General features: G+C 29.7%; 17 protein-coding genes. All 17 read left to right on the plus strand.

Annotated elements, in window-relative coordinates:
* Positions 1-26 precede the first annotated feature (26 nt).
* The 17 genes from CXF59_RS07120 to CXF59_RS07200 all read left to right on the plus strand — a co-directional run bounded on the left by CXF59_RS07120 (position 27) and on the right by CXF59_RS07200 (position 16,731).
* On the plus strand, positions 27-833 hold the full coding sequence (locus tag CXF59_RS07120; protein ID WP_198554648.1) for a hypothetical protein: 807 nt from the start codon (positions 27-29) through the stop codon (positions 831-833).
* Positions 830-1,687 carry a hypothetical protein gene (locus CXF59_RS07125; RefSeq protein WP_101137133.1) on the plus strand — a complete coding sequence of 286 codons (858 nt, stop codon included), beginning with the start codon at positions 830-832 and terminating at the stop codon, positions 1,685-1,687. Before CXF59_RS07120 ends, CXF59_RS07125 begins: the two co-directional genes overlap by 4 nt.
* Positions 1,688-2,620, plus strand: coding sequence for a glycosyltransferase (locus tag CXF59_RS07130; protein ID WP_101137134.1), 933 nt, complete (start codon positions 1,688-1,690; stop codon positions 2,618-2,620). It begins immediately after the preceding gene.
* Positions 2,598-3,647 carry a hypothetical protein gene (locus tag CXF59_RS07135; RefSeq protein ID WP_101137135.1) on the plus strand — a complete coding sequence of 350 codons (1,050 nt, stop codon included), beginning with the start codon at positions 2,598-2,600 and terminating at the stop codon, positions 3,645-3,647. Before CXF59_RS07130 ends, CXF59_RS07135 begins: the two co-directional genes overlap by 23 nt.
* Positions 3,648-3,651: 4 nt before the next feature.
* Positions 3,652-4,569 carry a glycosyltransferase family 2 protein gene (locus tag CXF59_RS07140; RefSeq protein WP_101137136.1) on the plus strand — a complete coding sequence of 306 codons (918 nt, stop codon included), beginning with the start codon at positions 3,652-3,654 and terminating at the stop codon, positions 4,567-4,569.
* Entirely contained in the window at positions 4,569-5,492 is a 924-nt protein-coding gene (locus tag CXF59_RS07145; RefSeq protein ID WP_101137137.1) for a glycosyltransferase family 2 protein, read from the plus strand. The genes CXF59_RS07140 and CXF59_RS07145 overlap by 1 nt, the downstream gene beginning before the upstream one ends.
* Positions 5,489-6,352 carry a glycosyltransferase family 2 protein gene (locus CXF59_RS07150; RefSeq protein WP_101137138.1) on the plus strand — a complete coding sequence of 288 codons (864 nt, stop codon included), beginning with the start codon at positions 5,489-5,491 and terminating at the stop codon, positions 6,350-6,352. Before CXF59_RS07145 ends, CXF59_RS07150 begins: the two co-directional genes overlap by 4 nt.
* Before the next feature lie 303 nt (positions 6,353-6,655).
* Entirely contained in the window at positions 6,656-7,387 is a 732-nt protein-coding gene (locus CXF59_RS07155; RefSeq protein ID WP_101137139.1) for an FkbM family methyltransferase, read from the plus strand.
* On the plus strand, positions 7,384-8,193 hold the full coding sequence (locus tag CXF59_RS07160; RefSeq protein WP_101137140.1) for a glycosyltransferase family 32 protein: 810 nt from the start codon (positions 7,384-7,386) through the stop codon (positions 8,191-8,193). The genes CXF59_RS07155 and CXF59_RS07160 overlap by 4 nt, the downstream gene beginning before the upstream one ends.
* Before the next feature lie 243 nt (positions 8,194-8,436).
* Positions 8,437-9,378 (plus strand): beta-1,6-N-acetylglucosaminyltransferase, encoded by a 942-nt coding sequence (locus CXF59_RS07165; RefSeq protein ID WP_101137141.1) that lies wholly within the window; start codon positions 8,437-8,439, stop codon positions 9,376-9,378.
* Between the two features lie 4 nt (positions 9,379-9,382).
* Positions 9,383-10,399 carry a glycosyltransferase family A protein gene (locus CXF59_RS07170; protein WP_101137142.1) on the plus strand — a complete coding sequence of 339 codons (1,017 nt, stop codon included), beginning with the start codon at positions 9,383-9,385 and terminating at the stop codon, positions 10,397-10,399.
* Positions 10,400-11,032, plus strand: a complete 633-nt coding sequence (locus CXF59_RS07175; protein ID WP_101137143.1) for a CatB-related O-acetyltransferase — start codon at positions 10,400-10,402, stop codon at positions 11,030-11,032.
* Complete coding sequence (locus CXF59_RS07180; RefSeq protein ID WP_101137144.1) at positions 11,025-11,693, plus strand: cytidylyltransferase domain-containing protein; 669 nt, start codon at positions 11,025-11,027, stop codon at positions 11,691-11,693. The genes CXF59_RS07175 and CXF59_RS07180 overlap by 8 nt, the downstream gene beginning before the upstream one ends.
* Positions 11,694-11,701: 8 nt before the next feature.
* A complete protein-coding gene (locus CXF59_RS07185) occupies positions 11,702-12,742 on the plus strand; it encodes an N-acetylneuraminate synthase family protein (RefSeq protein ID WP_101137145.1) in 1,041 nt (346 codons plus the stop codon).
* Positions 12,735-13,865, plus strand: coding sequence for a UDP-N-acetylglucosamine 2-epimerase (gene neuC, locus CXF59_RS07190; protein ID WP_369828541.1), 1,131 nt, complete (start codon positions 12,735-12,737; stop codon positions 13,863-13,865). Before CXF59_RS07185 ends, neuC begins: the two co-directional genes overlap by 8 nt.
* Before the next feature lie 642 nt (positions 13,866-14,507).
* Positions 14,508-15,332, plus strand: a complete 825-nt coding sequence (locus tag CXF59_RS07195; RefSeq protein WP_101137147.1) for a glycosyltransferase family 2 protein — start codon at positions 14,508-14,510, stop codon at positions 15,330-15,332.
* Positions 15,322-16,731 carry a hypothetical protein gene (locus CXF59_RS07200; RefSeq protein ID WP_101137148.1) on the plus strand — a complete coding sequence of 470 codons (1,410 nt, stop codon included), beginning with the start codon at positions 15,322-15,324 and terminating at the stop codon, positions 16,729-16,731. The genes CXF59_RS07195 and CXF59_RS07200 overlap by 11 nt, the downstream gene beginning before the upstream one ends.

Raw genomic sequence — 16,731 nt, forward strand, 5'->3', positions numbered from 1 at the left:
ATTCATTTATATAATAAATTTTTTAAATGGGAAATATTAATTCTAATTGTCGTGTAACTTTTGAAATTAAAGTCTATGAAAATGATTGGAAGTATATTTTGATGGGAGATTTTCTTGAAAAAATAATATCCAATTGCAATCATTTTTTTTTTAAGAAAGTAGTATATATTAATAATGTTAATAATCTAAAAGAAGTACTTAAATACGCAAAAATAAAAGTCGATGAAGGCGTAATTGATGAATTTTATATAGTAGATGATTATGCAGAAAGTGCATTAAAACATTTTGATTTAGATGAAAACTCTTTTAATGGGGGGTATAATTATTCTATTTCAGAATTAGTTGGCATATATTTATGCGAAACTGATTTTCTTTTGCATTTTTCAAGTGATTCGTTTATGCTTAATTCAGATTTTGATTGGATATCTGATTCAGTTAATATGCTAAGTTTAAATGAAGAATACCTTGTTGCAAATCCTATCTGGAATGGAAAAATTGAAGAAGTGGAAGCAGAGTCTTTTTTTGAAAGCGATAATTTTTTTGTTAGTTTTGGCTTTTCAGATCAATGTTATCTAATTAAGGTAAAGCAATTCAAAGATAAAATTTATAATCAAACTAATAAAGATTCTGAAAGATACCCCGAGTATGGAGGTGAATTATTTGAGAAAAAAGTTGATAGTTTTATGAGAAATAATAATTTATTTAGAATTATTCCTAAATACGTATCTTATTTTCATATTAATTATCCTAGAAATTTATTTTTATATAGTTTCAATGCATATGTTTATTATATTGTTAAAAAAAGACTAAATATTAAAGGAATGAATAAATGATTAATGTAGGTTATTTATTGTCATATGATTATAATATGTTTTTGACATCAGTAAAACAGTTATATAACTATGTAGATATGATTGTTGTAGGGATTGATGTAGAGCGAAATACATGGAGTGGAAATCAATTTGAAATTCCTGATTCTTTTTTTGATGAAATTAAGGCTTTTGATCGAAGAAATATTATTAAATTTTATTTTGATAATTTTTATATACCCTCTTTAACTCCCATGGAATGTGAATCAAGGGAAAGAAATATGGTTTTAAAAAAACTAGGATATGGTTGGAAAATCCAATTGGATGTTGATGAATATATATACGATTTTAAAGTAGTCGCTAAATTTTTAAACAAATATTGGTATTTAAATTTATTTCCTAAAATTACACCAATTTGTATTCAAGGGAGATGGATTACCCTATACAAAGAAGTGTCAAATGGTTATTTATTTATTGATAATAAAGAGTTTTTCCCTTTTATTACAAATCAATCCTATAATGTACATACTAGAAGTAATAAGGAAATTAGGAATCATTTTTCAAATATAAATGTGATTCATCAATCATGGGCAAGATCTGAAGATCAAATTCAAGATAAAATTACAAATTGGGGACATAGAGATGATTTTGATACTCAAAATTATTTTGAGTTTTGGAAGTCATTATCGGCGTCTAATTACTCTACAGTTAAAAACATTCACCCAATTACCCCAGAAGAATGGAATGAATTGTCTTTTTTACCAAGTGATTCCATTAATGATTTTATTGCTAAGTATAGTTTAAATCATTCACAAAACATTATCAATATTGATTCTAAGAAGATGTATAAAGCATTACTAAATAAATTCATTAAATAAATGTTAGCAATAGTTATTCCTTACTATAAAAGTACTTTTTTTGAGGAAACTTTAGCATCTTTAGCTAAGCAAACTAATAAGCATTTTAAAGTTTATATTGGTGATGATGCTAGTCCGGATAGTCCTGTTTTTGTGTTAGATAAATATAAAGAAAAATTTGATTGTGCGTACCATCGTTTTGAGGTTAATTTTGGTGGAATATCTTTAACCCAACAATGGGAGCGTTGCATAGATTTGTCTGAAGATGAAGAGTGGCTTATGATTTTAGGTGATGATGATGTACTGGGAGAAAATGTAGTTGAAGAGTTTAATGCTTTTATACAAGACAATAAAAGGGATGTCGATTTAATCCGGTTTAATCTTAGGGTTATAGATAGCGATGGGAAATTTCAAAGTGATAATTTTGAGCATAGGATTAATGAATCTGCAAATGATTTATTAGAAAGAATGTTTTTATTAAAAGAAACTATTACAGCGAGTGAATTTGTGTTTAGTAGAGCTATTTATAGTCAGAACAATGGTTTTGTCGATTTTCCACTAGCTTGGTTTTCGGATTATGCAACGTGGTTAGTTTTTAGCGAAAAAAAGGGTTTTTGTAATATTAAACAGGCTACCGTTTATTGGAGGCTAAGTGGTATTAATATATCTTCTCAATCATCTAATTTGAGTGAAATTAAATTAAAAGTAAAAAGTTTGTTTTTGTTTATTCATTTTTTGCAAGTTCATTTTCGGATTGATTCAAATAAGTTAAAAAAATTTACTCATGCTAAATTACATGATCTTTTGTGTAATATTCCTTTTTTTCAAAGTGCAAGGATTTTAAATGGAGAATTTTTTAAGTTTAAATTCAATAAAATAATTGTATTTGAATTTATTTTTAAAAAAATTAAAAGAAAAACAGTAAAAACTTATGAAGGTATTTGTGCCACATAAAAAAGATAGAAATGTTTATTTTGATGAAATTATTTCAAATTCTAATTGTAATTTCATCTTTGGGAATTTAAAAGAATATAATACGAAATATGATATTGTAAATATACAGTTTCCAGAATCTATTTTTGATTGGATTTTACCAAATGAGCACCAATTAAAGGACTTTGAGAAAGTATTAGTATTGTGGAAGCAACATTCAAAAGTAGTTTTGACATTGAATGATTATGAATCCCATTATGATAAAAAGAATGAATTTATAGGCTTATTTAAGTTGATACAAGAATATGTTGATGGTGTTATTCATTTAGGGAACTATTCATTAGAAAAATATAAACATCTTTTTTCTACTCATTGTAAACATACCGTAATATATCACCCATTGTATGAAAGCCTAATTTATGATTGTAAAACTGCGGATTTTCAAGGTAGATTTCAATTAAATTTTCAGGATAAATATGTTGTTGCAGTTATAGGTTGTATCAGATCTATTGAAGAAGTAAAATTAATTTTTAAAATTTTCAAGAAAATTCCTGTAAAAAATAAATTATTAATAATTCCCAATATGTTTCAATTTGTAAACATGCCTACTTTTTTTCCTTATCGTTTTAGGAAAACGTATAATAAAGTGGCAGAGAAAATATTTTGCTATCCTCTGCATAAGAGCCAGTATTTTTTCGGCTATAAGTTTTTAGATTATAGCTATATGGTAGATTTAGTGAAAAAATCGTCATTGATGATAATACCACGAATAAAAAACCTGAACTCAGGAAATCTATTTTTGGGGTTAACTTTTGATAAACCAATGATAATACCTAAAATAGGAAATTTAACAGAAGTTGCAGATTATTTCAATTTTCCAGTGTTGGATATCGAAGAAAAGAATTATGATGAGTTGTTTAGTAGGTTATTAGATTTGAAAAAGAAGAAATATTTTAATTCAAAAATTTATTTTGAGAAGAAAAAAAAATTTAATGCTAATGTGATAGCACATGAATATGATGTTTTTTTTAAAGTAGTAAATAACTAAATAAATGTATCCATTAGTTTCAATCATCATTCCGTGCTATAAACAGGTGCAATACTTGGACGAGGCATTGCAATCTGTTTTGAATCAAACTTATGAAAAGTGGGAGTGCTTGATTATTAATGACGGAAGTCCTGATAAAACAGAGGAAGTAGCTATAAAATGGGCAGACAAGGATTCACGTTTTATTTATTTATATAAAGAAAACGGAGGTGTAAGTAGCGCCAGAAATTTAGGGATTGAAAAAGCCAAAGGGGAGTACCTTCAGTTTTTGGATTCTGACGATGTCTTAGATGACAAAAAATTAGAGTTATCATTGCATCAAATGGAATCGCATAAAAATGATAATGTAAAAATAGTTATTTCTAACTTCAGAATGATTGCAGATAGTCCAAGTGTTTCATCACCGCCATTTTGCGTTTTAGATAAAGATTTTTTCAATCTCGAAGGGTTCTTGTTTCAGTGGAATGTTTCTTTTTCGCTTCAAATACAATGTGGTTTTTTTGATGCTGTATTATTTGAAAATATTCGTTTTCCTGAGGATCTTTCAGCGCAGGAAGATTGGGTAGTTTGGGTTAGTTTTTTTAAAACTGGATGTAATGCGAGATACATCGATAAACCTTTAGCTTATTATAGGATTAACCCCAATAGTAGAATGTCAACTATTGGCATTGATGATAATAAACTAAAAGTATTAGGGAGCTTTAAGAAGATACTTAATTATGATGAATATTATAAATTTTCTTTTAATTTGATTTCAAGAGTTTATGAGTCAAATGAGGATTTTAGAACAAAATTAAAACAGACTCGTAAATCTAATAGTTATCAGGCTGGTTTAATGGTTAAAAAGATATTGAAAAAAATGATGTTACTAAAGTTATCAAAATCGTTCTTTAAAAGACTACTTCGATTTAAAGGAAAATAATGGCAAAACTATCTGTAATTATACCAAGCTACAACCATGCTGAATTTCTCATGGAGCGTTTAGAAAGTATTTATAATCAAACTTACAAAGATTGGGAAGCGATTATTATAGATGATCAATCGATAGATAATAGTGTAGAATTTATAACAAAATTTATAGATAAAAATCCAAAATTTAAAGTAAAACACTTTATTGTTAACGATAAAAATTCGGGAAGTGGATACTATTCTTGGCATAAAGGAATTGAACTAGCAGAAACAAAATACATTTGGATTGCAGAAACCGATGATTATTCTGAACCAACTTTTCTCGAAGAATTAGTGTGTATTTTAGATCAAAACGATAAAATAGCTCTTGCGTTCTGCGGAAATAATTACGTTGAAAAGGATGAAATTATTTATGATTCAACTAACAGAATAAAAGATTTAAATGTTGAAACAGGAGAGTGTAAAGTTATTGATAATAAAGTTTTTTTAAATCGAATGCCTTTCAATACTTATATAACAAATGGAAGCAGTGTGGTTTTTAGAAAACCTAAATTCGAAATCCCTAAAGAATTATTTACAAATAGATTATGTTCCGACATTTTTCTCTGGTCTTACTTGTTGCAAAGCAGTTCAGTTGTATTTCTAAATAAAAATTTAAATTTTTTTAGGAGACATGAGGGATCCACGTCTTCCTATTTGCAAAAGAATAAATTAGAAACTATCTATTATGAAAAAGCGAAATATTTAAATTATTTTGCTCAAACCGAAAAGTACGACCAATTTATTGATCATTATCTAAAACACTATATTTGGAATCATAAAAAAGAGTTTCTAAATACTTCAAGTATTCAAAAGATTCAAACTGACAAAAATTTAAAAGTTCAATATTTTTATAGATTGATTTTGTTTCTTGTTTTTAAACTCTTGAAAAAATGATTTCACCACTAGTCTCAGCTATTATACCCACATATAATCGAAAAGAATATCTCGGAAAAGCTATTCAATCTGTGGTTGATCAATCCTATGAGCATATTGAAATAATAGTAATTGATGATGGTTCTTACAATAATTATGCAGAATCAATTTGTGCTCAATTTTCAAATTGCAACTATTTTTATAAAGAAAATGGGGGGTTATCATCCGCCAGAAATTATGGAGTGAATTTGGCAAAGGGTGAATATATAGGTTTTTTGGATGATGATGATTTATGGGAAAGTTCAAAAATTGAAAAGCAGGTAAAAGTGTTGCTTGAAAACCCTTCAATTGACTGTGTCCACTCTTCCGCAGCCGTAGTTGATAAAAACGGGAGTCCAACAGGTGATATTATAGGTGCAACACAAAATAAAGTACATAAACGTTCTGGTTATGTCTTTTGGAATGCACTTGGAACTTGGGTCGTAAAGTCACCAACTCCTTTAGTCAGGAAGAAAGTGTTTCAGCCCGATTTACTCTTTGATGAAACCATTAAAGTAGGTGAAGATGTAGATTTTTATCAGCGGATGTTTTACAGGCATAAAGTGTGTTATATCAATGAACCTTTAGCATTTTATAGAGAATATAATAATAAAGAAAGACTTTCGGTACAAAGAGAGAAATATGTTGGGATAGAAAAAAAGATGTATGCTAATTTTAAAAGAATGAAAATAAAAAATCCGTTTATTTTATATTTAATCGCAGTTAAACTTTTAGAAAAAGCAATCAAAAAGAATAATTCTTTATATTTTGTTGAAAAAAAAACAATCTCAAGAATAAATATTTATTTTCGACCTCGTTATTTTTTGAATCGGTATTTTTGATACTTACTAAGCTAATTAGATTGACAAGTAAATTTGTAATTATTGCATTTTACTATGAAGTTTATGTTAAAATAGTCTTACTATACTTGATATATAGAGTGTGAAAAGTAATTAAAAATCCCCAATAATTTTGTAATACATACTAATAAAACCAGAGTTTTTTTTTATATTAAAAATCAAAAGCCGCATTGTAGAATAATTAATATAGAAATAATTATAAATAGGATGCCTATCAACATTGTTGTAGAAAATGTTTTTAATTTAGGAAAGTTATATTATTCGCAAAAAGCAAACTAAAACCATATGATTTTTTTTAAAAATGTTTGCATTTTCATTCTGTTGAATGTTATGCGCAAATTAGGCAGAGGAAAATACCTTACAAGAAAGGCATTTTCAAGTAGAAGAATGTTAGAAAGAAATTTTCCGAAATCCACAAATTTTAATTTTATTCAAGTTGGAGCTAATGATGGGGTCAGTTTTGATTTTTTATATGAAATAGTTGTTAATAGAAAATCGAGTGGTCTAGTAATCGAACCTATAAAAGAATATTTCGATGTATTAGTTCTTAATTATATAGAATTTGAAAATATTGTTAAAGAAAATAAGGCTGTTCATCCAACACAAAAGGAGTTTTCCATCTATAAGGTAAAAAAGGAAGCATATGATAAATATCCTGATTGGGCAAAAGGGATAGCCTCTTTTAATCCGAGCCATCATGAAGCATTGAATATTAAAACTTCAGATATATGTGAAGTCTTAGTGGCGTGTGATCACTTAATGAATATAATTAATAAAAATGATAAAAATAAAGAAATAGATTATTTTCAGGTAGATACAGAAGGGTTTGATTATGAGGTTATAAAAATGATAGACTTTAAAATAATTAAGCCTAAAATTTTAAAATTTGAAAGTGTTAGTTTATCTGTGGAGGATATTAATTCGGTGTGTAATCTGTTGAAAAAGCAAAATTATTATATTTTTAATGAAGATAATGACACTGTTGCAGTCGATTTGAAGAAAATTAGATTACTATGATTAATAAAATTATTCATTACTGTTGGTTTGGAGGAAAAAGAAAACCAGAATTGGTTAGAGATTGTATTAAATCTTGGAAAAAACATTTACCGGAGTATAAAATTATTGAGTGGAATGAAAAGAATGCAGACTTGTCCCATCCATTCGTTCAACATGCCTATAAAATGAAAAAATGGGCTTTTGTAGCCGATTATGTTAGACTTACAGTTTTGTATGAAAATGGAGGATTGTATTTAGATACTGATATGTTGGTTTTGAAGCCACTTGATTCTTTTTTAATAAATGATTGTTTCTTTGGAGCAGAAGATAATAATTACATAAATTGTGCGATAATTGGAGCAATTAAAAACAATAATCTTATTAAGAAATGTCTTTTAAAATATGATTCAGTCGAAATTAATAAAGAAATTAATTGGTTCGAACTTGTAATACCAATAATTATCACTAATATTTTTAGGTCTGAATACGGGTATAATAATGGTTTTGATATTGATATCGTTAAAATTAATAATGTTGTAATTTATCCAACGATTTATTTTTATCCTTTTCCGTTTAATTGTAAAAACGATATAGCTAATTTTAAAAAATATATCCGCTTAGAAAGTCATAGTGTTCATTTATGGGTTGGCTCATGGTTTCCGTACAATGAGTTTCATTATATAAGGACTAGAGAATATTCAAAAGGGTTAGGACTTGTATTCAATAATTTATTATTAGGTAAACTAAATCTAAAATATATGAGAAAGTTAGCTTCGTCAGTAAAACAATCATTTACTATAAAATCCATTGACACAACTTTTTCATAAATAATCACATCTCTTGATCAGAAAAAAGTTTTGCCACAGACTTATTGTTTGTTGAAAATATTTGAGAGGGAGAAGGTGCGTATTTTTTATGCAAGTGAAACTTTTGAGAAAAGCACTTAAAAAAATAATTGTTTTTATCAATGTGTTAAAAAACTATCTCAGCATAAGTACGTGTTTTCATTCCTGATATTATTTGAATCACTAAAATTATTGAATGAAATTAAAAACACATAAAGAAATTTTATGAAAATCTGTTATATAATATTAACACACAGATATCCGAATCAGGTGAAAAAATTGATTCAGAAACTGACAAGCCCTGATGTTTTTTTTTATGTGCATATCGATAAAAATGTTTTAATCGATACTTTTTTTGAAGAATTAATTGATTTGCCAAATGTAAGCTTTGTTACTGAGCGTAAAGAGGGAATTTGGGGAGATTTAGGAATTGTTGTTGCGACTTTAAATGCCTTAAAGCAAATTTTAAGAGATAAAAGGAGTGGTTATTGCGTGCTGTTAAGCGGTCAGGATTATCCTATTAAATCTAATGATGATATTAATCTGTATTTTAAAACAAATATTGGGAAAGATTTTATAGACATTTTTCCTCTGCCAACAAAGTATTGGTCAATAGATAGAGTTACAAGATATAAATTTAATCTCTCTGGCAAAAAGGAAGATTTTGTACAAATTGGTTCTATTCTGGAATCTGATTTTTTTGCAAAAAAGACTTTTAAGAAAATTTATAGATTGATAAAAGCGGGTCGATTTGATTTTATTTTAAAAATTTTAAAGAAAAGAGAATTTCCTACATATATTAAACCTTATGGAGGAAGCCAATGGTGGGCTTTGACAACACAAACGACTGAAAAAGTTATCGACTTTGTTGTGAAAAATCCTGATTATGTCGACTATCATGTATATTCATTATTACCAGATGAAATGTTTTTTCAGTCAATTATTATGTATTTAGTGGAGAAGAAAAATGATATTAAAATCATGCCATTTCTTTCGTATGCTAACTGGGAAAAAAAGAATTGTGCTTTGCCAGTTACATTTACTTCTGCAGATTTTGAAGAATTAAGTTCTCAACCTAGTTCGAAATTGTTTGCAAGGAAATTTGATATTAGCATTGATGAGGAGATTTTAGATAAAATAGATACCTTTCATTCTCAAAGACATTAAAAAAATGCGAGTAGGATTCAACCCCAATAAAGATAAGATCCAAGAGCCTAATGAGTTTTTTCACCAGGTAATTGTACCTGTTTATATCCCCAATCAAGAGGAGTATTTTAAGGACAGTTTCATTATTTTGCAGTATTGCTTAAATTCCCTTTTTAAAACGAGCCATACCAAAACCTATTTTACAATAGTTAATAATGGAAGTTGTGATAAGGTTGTGGGCTATTTAAACCAATTGTATGAAGAAAATAAAATTGATGAACTTATTCACACCACCAATATAGGTAAATTAAATGCTATTTTGAAAGGTGTTACAGGGCAACACTTTCCTTTAATAACAATTTCTGATGCCGATGTATTGTTTTTGAATGATTGGCAAAAGGCGACCTATGAGGTGTTTGAAGCATTTCCTAAAACTGGGGTAGTGAGTACAACTCCTTCATCAAGAGTTTTAAAACAAGATACAGCTAATGTGTTGGTTGCTCAATTATTTTCATCTAAACTAGGCTTTACAAATGTACTTCATCCAAATGCTATGGCATTATTTGCCAAAAGTATTGGTAATATAAAATTTTATAACGCTACGCATTTAAAGAAATACTTAACAATTTCTAATGGTACAACAAAAGCAGTAATAGGAGCAGGACATTTTGTGGCTACATACAGGGGAACAGTTTTCGATTTATTAGAAAACAAATACAGTTCGTTTGCATTAGGAGGCAGTAGTGAATCTTTATTTTTAGATCAGCCTGTCAATGATCTAGGATATTGGAGGTTGTCAACACAAGGAAATTATACGTGCCATATGGGCAACGTTTTGGAGCCTTGGATGGAAAGTATGTTGAAAAATAATAAAGATTCAAGAATTCCATTTGGAGAACCAACCTTTTTGTCAAATACAAAAGCTTCGGTATATTTTGTTGATTGGAAAAAAAATATTTTTAAATTACTGACTTATAAACCCATTTGGAAATTGTTTTTACAATATAAAGGATTAACCAAAGAAGAAGCTCAAGACTATTAAATGAGAAATTTTATAAAAAAAATACTGCTCTATTTTTTAAATACCGTTGATAAGAAAGATGGGGTAACACTTTCGGGCTTCTCAAGAGGCCTTCAAAATGTTACTTTCGGTGGTAAAAATGCAGTGCCTGACCGTTGCAATTTTTCGGGAATTATAAAAATAGGTTATGCAACTACCTTAGGATATAATAATTTATTGGGAGGCGATATTACAATAGGTAAGTACTGCCAATTAGGTGCGGATGTAGCTTTGCATGCCACCAATCATCCTATCTCATTTATGAGCACTTATATTAACTCTAATTTGTTTAATGGTGAATTAAAACAATTAAAAGAGAATAATAAAATTGTTATCGGTAATGATGTTTGGATTGGTCATGGTGTAATTATTGTAGGCAACGTGACTGTGGGTAATGGTGCTATTTTAGCGGCAGGAGCTGTAGTCTCAAAAGACGTTTTGCCTTATTCAATAGTTGCGGGCGTTCCTGCAAGAGTTATCAGAAAGCGATTTTCAGATGCCATTATAACCGAAATTGAAGCTTTAAATTGGTGGGATAAATCAGAGAAAGAATTAGCAGAAATAAAGCCCTTATTTTTGAAAGATTTTACAAATAGATGTAGTATTTATGAGTAAAACAATAGTTATTATCCCCGCTCGTGGCGGATCGAAGCGATTACCAAATAAGAATGTGATGCAGTTTGGAGAAATTCCCTTACTCGCACATTCTATTTTATATGCGCAAAAGAACCCCGCTATTGTGGACGAAATTTATGTTTCGACAGACAATGCATCTATAAAAGAAGTGGCATTACGTTATGGAGCAAAAGTTATTGATAGACCTGAAACACTTTCTGATGATCACGAACCTACAATCTCAGCATTGAAACATGTTTTAGAATCTATTGAAACTGCTGTTGAAACTGTCATTTTGCTACAACCTACAAATCCTTTACGACCAGATAATTTGTTGAAAGAAGCCTATGAATATTATGAAAATAATAATTGTGATAGTTTGTTTACCGTTACCCGAAATCACCAGAAATTAGGAAGAATAGACCACCAGACTTTTATACCTTATAATTATGAATTGGGGCAACGCAGTCAGGATTTGGAGCCATTGTATTATGAAAATGGATTGTTGTATATCACTAAAGCAAAAGCCATTTTAGAACATAAAATTATAACAGAAAACGCGTTTCCTTTCGAAGTAAATCATATTTTTGCGACTGTTGACATCGATACCCAAGCGGATTTAGATTACGCAGCGTATCTTTTTAAAAACCATAATTCTTAACTCAATTGATGAATCCATACATAGAAATTGCCGGACGAAAAATAGGATTAGATTATCCTCCTTTAGTCATTGCCGAAATAGGAATTAATCACGAAGGGTCTTTGCGAATAGCAAAGGAGATGGTTGATGCAGCCCATCAAGCAGGAGTAGAAATGATTAAACACCAAACGCATATTGTTGAAGATGAAATGAGTGGTGCGGCTAAAAAAGTGATTCCAGGAAATTCGGATGTTTCCATATATGAAATTATGGAACGTTGCTCTTTAAATGAAGTAGACGAACTAGCTCTAAAGCAGTATGTAGAAAGTAAAAAAATGATTTTTATATCAACCCCTTTTTCAAGAGCTGCGGCAGATAGACTTAATAAATTCGGCGTCCCCGCTTACAAAATTGGTTCCGGCGAATGTAATAATTATCCGTTGTTAGAACACATTGCTTGTTTTGGGAAACCAGTTATTTTGAGTACTGGGATGAATACTATTGCAAGTATAACCAAAGCATTAGCGATATTTAATAAGTACAATGTTCCAGTAGCCTTGTTGCATACAACTAATTTATATCCTACACCAATACATTTGGTTCGATTAGGGGCTATGATGGAAATGCATAATGCTTTTCCGAATAAAGTTTTCGGTTTATCGGATCATACACTAAATAATAATGCTTGTTTAGGGGCAGTAGCCTTAGGAGCTTCTATTTTAGAACGTCATTTTACCGATCATATGAAGCGAACTGGACCAGATATTATTTGTAGTATGGATGAACAAGCAACTCGTGAACTGATTGTCAATAGTGCTGAATTGGCGCAGATGCGTGGCGGGATTAAAGAACCAGTGATAGAAGAGCAGGTAACGATTGATTTTGCTTTTGCAACGGTTTGTAGCATAAAAGCAGTTGGAAAAGGAGAAGTTTTGACTAAAGATAATATATGGGTAAAACGCCCGGGGACAGGTAAAATTCTGGCGGAACATTTTAATTACGTAATTGGTAAAGTGGCTGTAAGGAATATTGGAAATGATGAGCAACTTGATTTTATAGATTTTGAATAAGCCTAAAAACATTCTTTTTTTAACTGGTACACGGGCTGATTTTGGTAAGATAAAATCACTAATAACAGCTCTTGAGGAGGACGATGCTTTTTTCGTTCATGTTTTTGTCACTGGAATGCATTTACAACAAGAATACGGCTATACAGTGATTGAAATTGAAAGATGTAATTATAAAAACGTATATACATTTGAAAATCATACCCATGAGACGACTATGGACTTGACTTTAGCCAAAACTATCGAAGGGTTATCCAGTTATGTAAAAGAATGTGAGCCAGATATGATTATCATACACGGAGATCGTGTGGAAGCCTTGGCTGGAGCTATAGTTGGTTCTTTAAATAATATTTTAGTAGCACACATTGAGGGAGGTGAGGTTTCGGGTACAATTGATGAGCTAATACGTCATTCTACAAGTAAGATGAGCCATGTGCATTTTGTTTCTAACGAGATGGCAAAAAACAGATTAATTCAAATGGGAGAATTAGCAGATTCGATTTTTACAATAGGTTCACCTGATTTCGATATTATGTTTTCATCGGATTTGCCAGACATTAAAAAAGTTAAGAAATATTATGAAATTGAATTTGAAAAGTACGGAATAGTAATGTTTCACCCTGTGACTACCGAAGCTCAATACATAGAGAAATACGTTGCTGATTTTGTGGATTCTTTATTAGAGGATCATCATAATTATATTGTGATTTTTCCTAACAATGATTTGGGAAGTACTGCTATTATCAAAGCGTATGAAAAATTGAAAAGTAACAAAAGATTTCGAGTTTTTCCTTCCTTACGATTTGAATATTTTTTAACATTGCTTAAAAAAGCACAATTTATTATAGGAAATAGTAGTGCAGGAATACGAGAGGCACCTCATTATGGTATACCTGTTATTAACATTGGAACAAGACAACTAAATCGTTCTACAAGTGAGACTATTTTAAATGTAGGTTATGATAAAAAAAGTATTTTAAAAGTATTAAGTAGTATTGATTTATATGAAGTAGTGTCTTTTAAAGAAAATTATGGCAATGGAAAAAGTGCTCAACTATTTTTACAAACACTAAAGAATAGTAATATTTGGCAATTCAATCACCAAAAACAGTTTAGAGATATTTAATTAGAATCGTTTTGTAAATGCAAATATCAAAATAATTTTAAAAATGTTGCTTAACTTATACTGCGCGTGTTATTTGCATATCTAGTCCTAAAAAAGCCAACAAAGCTATTGGAACATTTAGGATATTATCCATTGGGTAAAACCCGAATGCGAATATGAAAAAGGACTTAACAAATTAAAACCGTTGCATATTAAATACTACTACGAAATAAAGCATCTTTGCAAAGCAAATCACATAAAAGTGATGGTTGTTATGACACCCATGTGGACGAACACAAAAAAGGTTCGATTATTTTGATAAAGCACATCAAATTTATCCCGAAATTTACAATTATAAAATGCAGTAGAAGGGGATCAGTTTTTTTCTTCTTGCGGAAATATGAATGATGCTGGTGACCGGTCGTTTGCAGCAAGAATTTTGAATAACTTTTTTAAATTATAAGATAATAGGTAAAAAAACAGATTACATATATAGTATTTTAGCGAGTTTTTTTTAATTCCTTATAAAAATATTTATAAAAGAATCAAGTTAAAGGGTCAGTTATGAATAACTTACTATGTTTATAGAATCTCTTGCTTATAAATTAGGTTTTTTTAATGCTTCGCAGAAAAAGATATAATTCACTTAGATAAAAATTAGTAATGAAAAAGAATAAAAAACTAATTAGTTTTCTAATAACACATTACAATAGGCCATTAGATTTAATGGAGTGTTTAGAAGGAATAGAAAAAATTCAAATTTCAGATTATGAAATTGTTGTAAGCGACGATGGGAGTGAAGTTGAAAATATTAAGTTACTACAAGGATATAAAATAAATAAGTTGATTTTATCTAAGACTAATCAAGGATTGGCTGCAAATATAAATAAGGGTATTGAGGCCTGTGAGGGTAAATATATTATTTATTGTCAGGAAGATTTTATTTTAAATTCTGATATATGCACAATTTTGCCAGAATGTTTTGCACTGTTGAACAATCAAAAAGCAGATATGATTCGGTTTAGTGCTAGTTATAGTTTTAAGAAATTAATTGGGATTTCTGAAAATATTTTTTTAATTCCAAAGTTTTCTTTTCGAAACTTTTTATTAAATGCGAATCAGTATAGTGATCATCCATTTATAACGACTAAGAAATTTTATGATACGTTCGGATATTATCTTGAGAATACTTCAGGAGATTATGGCGAAACTGAATATGCAATTAGAATATTTAATTCTAAAGCAAAAATTGCGATTTTAGCTAATAAATTCGTGAAACAAGTAGAAGGAAGTCAATCTGTTATGGGTAGAGAATTGGATTTGAATAGTGTTAAACTAAAATTGAATAAATCTTTGTATAAATTTGCTCGCGCTTTTAGACTACATTTTGAATTTTTGTTTTATAATCAAGCATCTAGAGGACTAATTACGTATAAAAACTATAGAGATAAATCAAAAGTTAATAATACGGGTAGCAATGAGGATTAATCCAAATAAAATTCTTTTTTTAGTGCCCGATGGCGTTGGGGTACGTAATTTTTTGTATTCGGATATTATTAAAAATCTAAAGAAAAAAACAGCTGTTTGTGTATGGTCATCTCTTCCTAAAGAAGCATTTGAATCAGTCGAAAAGTTACATGACATAACTATTGAATATCAATTCTCCCCCTTAAAAAGGCAAAGTGTAGGTACTAAGATAACTACTGAAGCGGCAACCTATGCACGATTGTTGCGAAATTCTAAATTAGTAGACAATCCTACAATTTTAACTAATTGGAATGTTAAAAGTAATAACTTTAAACAAGCAATTCAGAAAAAGGTTTCACAAACTATAGGGTTTTGGGCTTCAAAAAAGTACAATAGGATTCTCTGGTTAGAAAAAACAAGTATTTCTTTTTTGAGTTCAAGTGTTCTACACAGGTATAGGGTACAATTGAAAGCACTACAGCCCGATGTTGTTTTTATAACACATCAACGAGTAACTGCATTGATGCCAATTTGTATCGCCGCTAAAAATTTAAATATTAAAGTGGTAACGGCTATTTATTCTTGGGACAATCTTCCTAAGGCACGATTGGCTGTGGATGCGGATTACTATTTAGTATGGTCGGAGTATATGAAAAAAGAAATGAGGCTATTTTATCCCGAAATACCCCCAGAAAAATGCATAGTTACAGGATCACCGCAATTTGAATTTTATACTAAAAAAGAAAGGATTATTAGTCGGGAAGCTTTTGCGGCGCGTTATAACTTGGATATTTCTAAAAAATGGATTTGTTTCAGTGGGGACGATACTATCACATCCCCGTACGATCAGCTGTATCTTAAAGATGTAGTTGAAAGCATCACTCAAAGCGACTTTAATAATGTAGCGCAAGTAATTTTTAGGAGAAGTCCAGCTGATTTTTCAAATCGTTACGATGAAGTTTTAAACACGAATCCTATTTTGATAAAAGCTATTGACCCTATTTGGAAAAATTACGGTACAGGTTGGGGAAGTAATTTTCCACAATTGGGAGATGTAGACCTATTGGTCAATTTAGCGTTTCATTGTGATGTAGTGTTGAATTTAGGATCGACTATGGCACATGATTTTGCAGTTTTTGATAAACCTTGTTTGTATTTTAAATACAATCATTTTAATTCAGATCAGTGGAATGTAGAGACAATTTATAAGTTTCAACATTTTAAGTCTATGGGGGATTTAGATGCAGTTGTATGGATTACTTCTAAAGATTGTATTCTAAAGCAGTTAAAACTTGCGCTTCAAGAACCAAATGAGGTGGCGAAGGATAGAAAAGAATGGTTGCGAATTGTAGTGCAACATCCACTGGAATTGAGTTGTGAGCAAATAGCAGCAGTGTTGTTAACGGCAAAAATCAACTAG

The organism is Flavobacterium sp. ALD4 (assembly GCF_002836475.1).
Taxonomy (GTDB): Bacteria; Bacteroidota; Bacteroidia; order Flavobacteriales; family Flavobacteriaceae; genus Flavobacterium.

Excerpts from the sequence above, each read along its gene's own strand:
- CXF59_RS07185 (WP_101137145.1), top strand. The coding sequence starts at position 11,702 with ATGAATCCATACATAGAAATTGCCGGACGAAAAATAGGATTAGATTAT.
- CXF59_RS07125 (WP_101137133.1), top strand. The coding sequence starts at position 830 with ATGATTAATGTAGGTTATTTATTGTCATATGATTATAATATGTTTTTG.
- CXF59_RS07155 (WP_101137139.1), top strand. The coding sequence starts at position 6,656 with ATGATTTTTTTTAAAAATGTTTGCATTTTCATTCTGTTGAATGTTATG.
- CXF59_RS07165 (WP_101137141.1), top strand. The coding sequence starts at position 8,437 with ATGAAAATCTGTTATATAATATTAACACACAGATATCCGAATCAGGTG.
- CXF59_RS07120 (WP_198554648.1), top strand. The coding sequence starts at position 27 with ATGGGAAATATTAATTCTAATTGTCGTGTAACTTTTGAAATTAAAGTC.
- CXF59_RS07170 (WP_101137142.1), top strand. The coding sequence starts at position 9,383 with ATGCGAGTAGGATTCAACCCCAATAAAGATAAGATCCAAGAGCCTAAT.
- CXF59_RS07175 (WP_101137143.1), top strand. The coding sequence starts at position 10,400 with ATGAGAAATTTTATAAAAAAAATACTGCTCTATTTTTTAAATACCGTT.
- CXF59_RS07200 (WP_101137148.1), top strand. The coding sequence starts at position 15,322 with ATGAGGATTAATCCAAATAAAATTCTTTTTTTAGTGCCCGATGGCGTT.
- CXF59_RS07195 (WP_101137147.1), top strand. The coding sequence starts at position 14,508 with ATGAAAAAGAATAAAAAACTAATTAGTTTTCTAATAACACATTACAAT.
- CXF59_RS07135 (WP_101137135.1), top strand. The coding sequence starts at position 2,598 with ATGAAGGTATTTGTGCCACATAAAAAAGATAGAAATGTTTATTTTGAT.
- CXF59_RS07130 (WP_101137134.1), top strand. The coding sequence starts at position 1,688 with ATGTTAGCAATAGTTATTCCTTACTATAAAAGTACTTTTTTTGAGGAA.
- CXF59_RS07180 (WP_101137144.1), top strand. The coding sequence starts at position 11,025 with ATGAGTAAAACAATAGTTATTATCCCCGCTCGTGGCGGATCGAAGCGA.
- CXF59_RS07150 (WP_101137138.1), top strand. The coding sequence starts at position 5,489 with ATGATTTCACCACTAGTCTCAGCTATTATACCCACATATAATCGAAAA.
- CXF59_RS07145 (WP_101137137.1), top strand. The coding sequence starts at position 4,569 with ATGGCAAAACTATCTGTAATTATACCAAGCTACAACCATGCTGAATTT.
- CXF59_RS07160 (WP_101137140.1), top strand. The coding sequence starts at position 7,384 with ATGATTAATAAAATTATTCATTACTGTTGGTTTGGAGGAAAAAGAAAA.
- CXF59_RS07140 (WP_101137136.1), top strand. The coding sequence starts at position 3,652 with ATGTATCCATTAGTTTCAATCATCATTCCGTGCTATAAACAGGTGCAA.